We start from the raw sequence: 6915 nt of genomic DNA on the forward strand, positions 1-6915 counted from the left end.
GGGGACGGGCCGGAGGGGCCGGTTGTGTGGACGTAAAGCGACAGCAGTCCACACAACCGGCCCCGCAGGCCCGTCACCGCACCCGACACCACCCAGCCCGCCGCAGGCGCAACGGCGAGACCACCCGCGGCGGGACAGACAGGTACGTACGCGGCACCGCAAAGCGCAACGACGAGACGCCCCGCGGCGGGAGAGACGGCTACGTGCGGGGCGCCGCAAAGCGGCAACGGCGAGCGAGCCCCCCGCGGCGGGACGGCCAGCTACGTGCGGGGCACCGCAAAGCGCAACCGTTGACAGTCGCCCCTACTCGCCGGTTACCTTGCCCGGTGCCCACACTGCGCTTCGTACGGGTGGACGGCGAGACCGGTCTGGCGGACTGGCAGCACGTCCACAACGTGATCATCCCCACCCATCAGCTGTCCCTCGACGACGTACGGGAGCGTTCCGGGCGCCACCACCTGGAGGTCGCATATCTCGGTGACGTCCTCATCGGCTGCAGCACCGTCCGGCGGCCGGTGGACGGCACGGCCACGGTGATCGCCCGGGTGCTGGCCGCCCACCGAGGGCAGGGGTACGGCGGGGAGCTGTACGCGCGGGGGCTGGAGCGGGCCCGCGCGCTGGGCGCCGGAACGATCGAGACCGTGGTCCTGTCGTCGAACGAGGACGGCCTGCGGTTCGCGCTGAAGCAGGGCTTCGAGGAAGTGGAGCGCTACCTCCTGCCGGGCGACACCATCCCCTGGATCGACCTGCGGCTCACCTGACGCCCGCGCCCGCGAACTCCGCCCCGCGGCTCCCTCAGAAGTAGGACTGCAGGGTTCCCCGGCGACGGACGTCCACGGTGGCGCAGTGGAACGATCCGCCGAAGCTGTTGAAATTGCGGAAATTGCAGGGAATGGGGGTGAAACCGAACTTCTTCATCGTCGAGATCATCGGCTCGTCCTGCCGCTCGACGATGACCCGCTGTTCGTCCAGCATCAGGATGTTCATGTTGATCCATTTGCTGGTCATGTAGAGCGGATGCGTATCCGGAATGACCGGCTGGGGTGCGGCCATCACGTCCCAGCCCTTGAACAGCTCCGGCACTTCCGGCACCCGTTCGGGGTGGATCAGCAGCTTGCCCGGCGCCATCGGAACGAGCGTGGCGTCGATGTGCATCGGGTGCGAGTCCTTGAACTCGAAGACGTGGATGCGGTATTCGTCGCCGAGGTGGCGGCGCAGCCACTCGATTCCGAAGTCATTGGTGACATTGCTCTTCTGCGCGATGATGTCGCGTCCGCAGCGAGTGAAGTCGGCCGCGTCGAAGGTCGGCTCGAACTCCGTCACCACCAGCCGCTGCGGGCCGTCCTCGCCCGGATCGCTCCATTCCTGGTCGAATTGGGCGTCGGTCAGCTCGGGCTTGGGTCCGGCGGTCCATTTCGCGCCGCCGTGGAAGTACTCCTTGAGCAGCGGGCGGTAGGCGAGGTTCTCGTAGTAGCGGGAGCGCCAGGCCATCGGGCATTCGATGATGTCGTCACCCACGACGAGAATCGCGTCCCTGGGCATCGCCGCGTACATTCCGGTGCTGGTCCAGTCGAGCGTGGTGTAGGGCGTGCGCTGCGGTATGGGCTCCGGTCGGCGTACCGTCACCCCCTCGCCCTCCAGTATCCGGACGAATTCCTCCAGTTCGGCGCGGGCCGCGGCGACCTGTTCGGGCGGGAAGGGCTTTCCGGCATTCCGCCGGAAGGTCTCGTGCTGGTCGCCGGGGAGCACCGGGGGTAAGGCCATGTGCCAGGTCGGGAAACTGGCGTCGTCGACGATGCCGACGATCACTTCCTCCAGCGGGTCCCACTCCGTGTAGGAACACACCGGGCTCTTGGGCCGGTCCGCGGAATCAGCGGACGGGTACGTCCGCACGGGTGGGTCATTCTGGGCTGTCACGCACTCGCTCCTCGATCTCATGGCGCACGGCAGCCAGGAACCTGACTGCCGTGATGAAGATCGATTGAACGCGGCGACCGACGGCCGGGGCAAGGGTCGTTCACATCTTGGCCAAAACTCCTGCCTTGCCACTTACTACCCGCTCTGCTATTCAACGGTGAGCGGAAAAACGGCACAACCAACGCCCGGCAAACGGGAGTTGGCTGCACCCTTGCCCTTGCGGGACGTTTCCGTCAGACGACTCCGACCGCGCGCAGCGCCCGGCGCTGTACGGCACTGGGCCGGGCCGGGAAGTACAGGTAACAGACCCCGCCACTCCCGCTGACGGTCTTGCCGTCGGCGTTCTTGCGCTTGGTTCTGAGCCAGATGTTTTCGAACTGCCGGCGGCGGTAGATGTGGCGGACGGCCTGGTCGTCCGGGGAGTTCGGGTCGTTGGCGATGACGTCGCCGTCCTTGGTGAAGCCGATGATGGTCATCAGGTGGCCGGCGGTGCCGTAGCCCGCGCCGTCGAGTTCGGTCTTCAGGAAGGACTGGGAGGTGATGAGCGGGAGGCCGGCGTGGACCAGGCGTTCGGCGTCGTTGAGGGAGGTCAGGCGGGTGACGACGGCCTGGAGGTCGCGGTAGGTGGCGGCATAGGCTGCGTTGAAGGGCCAGTTGCCGCAGCCGTCGTACTGGTAGTCGAAGGTGTAGCGGGCCGCGTGGCAGACCTGGGGGTCGGCGTAGTCGGGGTTGACCCAGGAGAGCTGCTGCTGGGTGGGCCGGCGGCCCCAGTACTCGATGATCATCTGGGACGAGGTGGGGCTGCACCATGCCTCGCCGCCGTTGTCGTACTCCGGGTACTGGCCCTTGTGGATCTCCTGCGAGTACCGCGGGACGACCAGCTCGCGGCCGGTCAGGGCGGGTGTGGACGCCGGCACCTCGAAGCGGTCGGGGAGGTCCGAGCCCATCGCGCCGAGCCGCCAGATCGTGGGCGTGAGTGCGGTGCCGGGTCGGCGGTGGAGGGTGGCGCGGAGCCGGTACGAGGCGAGCCGGAGGCCGCCGGCGGGGTCGTCGACGGCGAAGGTGTCGGTGGAGATGCTGCTCTTGCCGTCCTTCTGGCCGTCGACGGAGGTCCGCCGGATGTCCGCGTCGCCGTCGCCGGCCGTCCAGTGGCCCATGACGTACCAGGGCGTTGCGGTGCCGTCGGTGTAGGTGCCCCGCAGTTCGACGGTGATCCAGGTGCCGGGCGGGGTGTGCGCGTTCCAGGAGGCGACGACCTCGGTGGCGGGGACCTCAAGGGCGTGCACCGGGGAGGTCCAGGTGGCGTACTCCCAGGCGGCGGTCCGGCCGGTGTGCGGGTCCTTGTAGTCGGCGGTGCCGGCCGGGCGGGCGAGGCGGATGCCGGGGCGGGGGCCGTGCGCGACGGCGGTGCCGTCGGCGTGGCCCCGGCCCCAGTCGGCGGCGGTGGTCCAGGCGTGATAGTCCACGGGGCTCTTCGGTCGGCGCGCGGTGGTGTCGGCGGTGGCGTCCGGGGCCGCCTTCCCGGCGGTGTCCGCGGCGGTCCTGCGGGGTTCGTCGGCGGCGTGCGCCAGGGCCAAGGGGGTGGCGGCGCCGGCCGCGGCGGCGAGCGCGGCGGTCAGGACGGTGCGCCGGGGCGCGGACTTGGTCATATGGAGGTCCCCCAGTCGGATGCGTGCGATCGGGTGGGCGGGGCGGGCCGGGGCGGCGGACGGGCAACGGCGTCTCCCCTGCTCGGCGAGAGGGAGAGCTCGGGGAGGATCGGCAGTGGCTCAACTATTGCCGTTCCGGACCTGCTTCGGAAGGCGCTGCGGCGCGCGTCGCCCGGGAAATATTGGTCCACACCAGTGGCGTGCGGGACGGCGCCCGGCCGCGGCGTACGCTGGCGCGATGGTTCACGATCTGGCCCCGCTCGCCGCCCGGCTGCGTACGCTGCCGCCCTCCTGCGGACCGGTGCGGCTGATCGCGGTGGACGGCCACGCGGGCTCGGGGAAGACCACCTTCGCCGAGCGGCTCGCCGGGGCGCTGGGCGGTGCGCCGGTGGTGCACACCGACGACCTGGCCACCCATGAGGAGTTGTTCGCCTGGGACGAGCGGTTCCGCGCGCAGGTGGTGGAGCCGCTGTCCCGGGGCGGGACGGCGCGGTACGGGATCTACGACTGGGTACGCGGGGAGTTCACCGAGGAGCGTGCGCTGGCCCCCGCGCCGGTCGTCCTGGTCGAGGGCGTCGGCACCGGACGGCGGACGCTGCGGCCGCATCTGAGCTGTCTGCTGTGGATGGAACTGACGCGCGAACATTCCTGGGAAAGGGGGCAACTCCGGGACGGGCCGGGCCTCTCGGCGTTCTGGAGTGGCTGGATTCCGGCGGAGCGCGCGCACTTCGCGGCGGATCCTTCGCGCCCCTACGCCGATTTTCTGGTGCACCAGGGGAAGTTGGGGTACGAGGTGCGGATGGGGCCGGGATCGGCGTCGTGATCGGCCCCGTAGTTCACTCTGCGTAGCGGACGGCGCCCGGTGGGGGGCGCACCGACGACAGGGTCTTGCCGAGTGCCCCAACTCGGCTTGACCTGGGGGGCGTACAGGACTTACGTTCTCAATGTGCGGTTCAACGGACCGCCCGCAGATGCGAAGCCCCCGGTTGTTCCCCCGTGATCGGGGGCTTCGTTCTGCGTAAAACGACCTCGCGCCGCCGGCGTGCGCCGCCTTCCCCCTCACCCTGGGTCACCGCATTCTTCGCGCCGCCGCGCCGTACCACTCGTCCGCTCCTGCCCCGTACCGCCCTCTACGGCCCGCGCCGTTCCCGCAGGTACCATGCGGGTCTGTGCCACCGCAGGCCACACACCGGCAAAACCGCCGCGGCGAGGGTCAACTCCCGTATGCCGCACGCCGGTTCGGACGGCTCCAGCGGCGGGCACCGGCCCGGCGGCACACACGGGGGACGCTTTGTGGGGGGACGGATGGATTTCGGAACTCAGGGTTCGCCCGCCCCGGCCGAGCTCGCCTGGCTGCGTGCGGTCGACGCCTACACCGTGGGTGCCTATCCGCAGGCGGAGGAGGAGTTCCGGGCCGCGGTACGGCTCGATCCGTCGATGGCCGACGCCTGGCTCGGACTGCACGCGCTGCGCGCCGACACCTCCATCGCCCTGCTGCGGATGCACCGCCACCGCGACCGCTTCGGCGAGATGCGCACCCGGCACCGACGCACCCTCAACTCCTGGTACTGGCTGGGCTGGTGGGTGCAGCCGGTGCTGGAGACCGGCCGCGACCTGCTGCTGGCGCACGCCTCGCACTGGCTGGACGGCCGGCACGTCGCCGAGCTCGACCAGGCGCTGGCCGGCTGCCCCCCGGTCGACACCGACCCACAGGTGCGCTTCCTGCACGCCTGCCGCGCCTATCTCGTCAAGGACTGGGACCAGCTCGTCCGGCACACCGACCCGCTGCTGGGCGATGCGGTGCTGGGCATCGAGGCCGGGCTGTTCGGCGGGATGGCGCGGGTGCGGCTGGAGATGTACGGGCAGGCCGAGCCGTTGCTGTCGGCCGCGCTGATGCGGTGCCGCAGCGAGCAGCCGCAGCGCAAGGAGCTGCGCTACTGGCTCGCCCGCGCCCATGAGGGCACCGGCCGCAGCGCCGCGGCGCTCCCCCTCTACCGCGCGGTGCACCGGGTTGACCCGGCGTTCATGGACACCGCGGCCCGGCTCGCCGCGATCGCCGAGGTGGACGGGCTGGACGAGGGCGCAGGCCTGGCGGCGGTCTCCGCGTCCGGGCTCGGCCAGGAGGCCGGCGGCGACCTGGACCCGCTGGCGCCGCTCGATCCCGTCGACGGCCGGGAGCTGCTGGCGACCGGTGAGGCGGACGGGCCGGACGGCGATCCGCTGGGCGCCGCCGCGGCCGGCGGCGAGCCGGCCGCCGCCCGGGCCAAGGCCGCGGTGCCGGGCCCGCGCGACACTGAGCGGCTGCCCGCCGGGCCGGCCGATCCGGTGCTGCTGGAGAAGGCGCTGGCGGAGCTGGAGCGGATGGTCGGCATGGAGCCGGTCAAGCGGCAGGTGCGGGCGCTGTCGGCCCAGCTGCGGATGGCCCGGCTGCGGGCGGGCCAGGGCCTGCCGGTCCAGCCGCCGAAACGGCACTTCGTCTTCTCCGGGCCCTCGGGCACCGGCAAGACCACCGTCGCCCGGATACTCGGGCGGGTCTTCTACGCGCTGGGGCTGCTCGGCGGCGACCACCTCGTGGAGGCCCAACGCGCCGACCTGGTGGGCGAGTTCCTCGGGCAGACCGCCGTCAAGGCCAACGAGCTGATCGACTCCGCGCTGGGCGGGGTGCTCTTCGTCGACGAGGCGTACAGCCTGTCCAACTCCGGCTACAGCAAGGGCGACGCCTACGGTGACGAGGCGCTGCAGGTGCTGCTCAAGCGCGCCGAGGACAACCGGGACCGGCTGGTGGTCATCCTCGCCGGCTACCCCGAGGGCATGGACCGGCTGCTGGCCGCCAACCCGGGGCTGTCCTCGCGGTTCACCACCCGGGTCGACTTCCCCAGTTACCGGCCGCTGGAGCTGACCGCCATCGGGGAGGTCCTGGCCGCGGAGAACGGCGACCGCTGGGACGCGGAGGCCCGCGACGAGCTGTGCAGCATCAGCGGCCACGTCGTCGACCAGGGCTGGGTCGACGAGCTCGGCAACGGCCGTTTCCTGCGCACCCTCTACGAGAAGAGCTGCGCCTACCGCGACCTGCGGCTGTCCACCTGGCAGGGCATCCCCACCCGCGACGACCTCGCCACCCTGCGGCTGCCGGATCTGATGCAGGCGTACGGCGAGGTGCTGTCGGGGCGGGGGCCGGAGTCACCGGGTTTCTGACGCGGCCGGGGCGTCCTCCCCTGGGCCCTGTCGTCAAACTCCCGCCTGCCTCGCGGCGTCTGGCACGCACGCTCTCCCCCACGCCTGAACGGCGTGGGGGTACCCCCACCGTTGTCGGGCTCATCCCGGTACGCCCAGTACCGGGATGACCCTC

The 6915-nt window shown here is 71.3% G+C and carries 5 protein-coding genes; 3 read left to right on the forward strand and 2 right to left on the reverse strand.

Going from position 1 to position 6915, the window contains the following annotated elements; genetic code table 11:
* The first annotated feature begins 326 nt into the window (after positions 1 to 326).
* A complete protein-coding gene (locus AB0E02_RS39150) occupies positions 327 to 761 on the forward strand; it encodes a GNAT family N-acetyltransferase (RefSeq protein WP_362149537.1) in 435 nt (144 codons plus the stop codon).
* 34 nt (positions 762 to 795) lie between these two features.
* Here AB0E02_RS39150 and AB0E02_RS39155 read toward each other — a convergent pair whose 3' ends face one another.
* Together AB0E02_RS39155 and AB0E02_RS39160 are read right to left on the reverse strand one after the other, a co-directional pair.
* Complete coding sequence (locus AB0E02_RS39155; protein ID WP_362149539.1) at positions 796 to 1917, reverse strand: amidinotransferase; 1122 nt, start codon at positions 1915 to 1917, stop codon at positions 796 to 798.
* A 233-nt stretch (positions 1918 to 2150) separates the two neighbouring features.
* Entirely contained in the window at positions 2151 to 3566 is a 1416-nt protein-coding gene (locus AB0E02_RS39160) for a peptidase C39 family protein (protein ID WP_362149541.1), read from the reverse strand.
* 238 nt (positions 3567 to 3804) lie between these two features.
* On the opposite strand from AB0E02_RS39160, the gene AB0E02_RS39165 reads away from it, so the two are divergent.
* A complete protein-coding gene (locus AB0E02_RS39165; RefSeq protein WP_362149543.1) occupies positions 3805 to 4389 on the forward strand; it encodes a hypothetical protein in 585 nt (194 codons plus the stop codon).
* Positions 4390 to 4871: 482 nt separating this feature from the next.
* Complete coding sequence (locus AB0E02_RS39170; protein ID WP_362149548.1) at positions 4872 to 6761, forward strand: AAA family ATPase; 1890 nt, start codon at positions 4872 to 4874, stop codon at positions 6759 to 6761.
* Positions 6762 to 6915 lie beyond the last annotated feature (154 nt).

It is taken from the genome of Streptomyces sp. NPDC048196 (assembly GCF_040652715.1).
GTDB classification, from domain to species: domain Bacteria; phylum Actinomycetota; class Actinomycetes; order Streptomycetales; family Streptomycetaceae; genus Streptomyces; species Streptomyces siderophoricus.

Bases quoted from the DNA above. Each gene is read 5' to 3' on its own strand.
- AB0E02_RS39160 (WP_362149541.1), bottom strand. From the start codon at position 3,566: ATGACCAAGTCCGCGCCCCGGCGCACCGTCCTGACCGCCGCGCTCGCC.
- AB0E02_RS39165 (WP_362149543.1), top strand. From the start codon at position 3,805: ATGGTTCACGATCTGGCCCCGCTCGCCGCCCGGCTGCGTACGCTGCCG.
- AB0E02_RS39170 (WP_362149548.1), top strand. From the start codon at position 4,872: ATGGATTTCGGAACTCAGGGTTCGCCCGCCCCGGCCGAGCTCGCCTGG.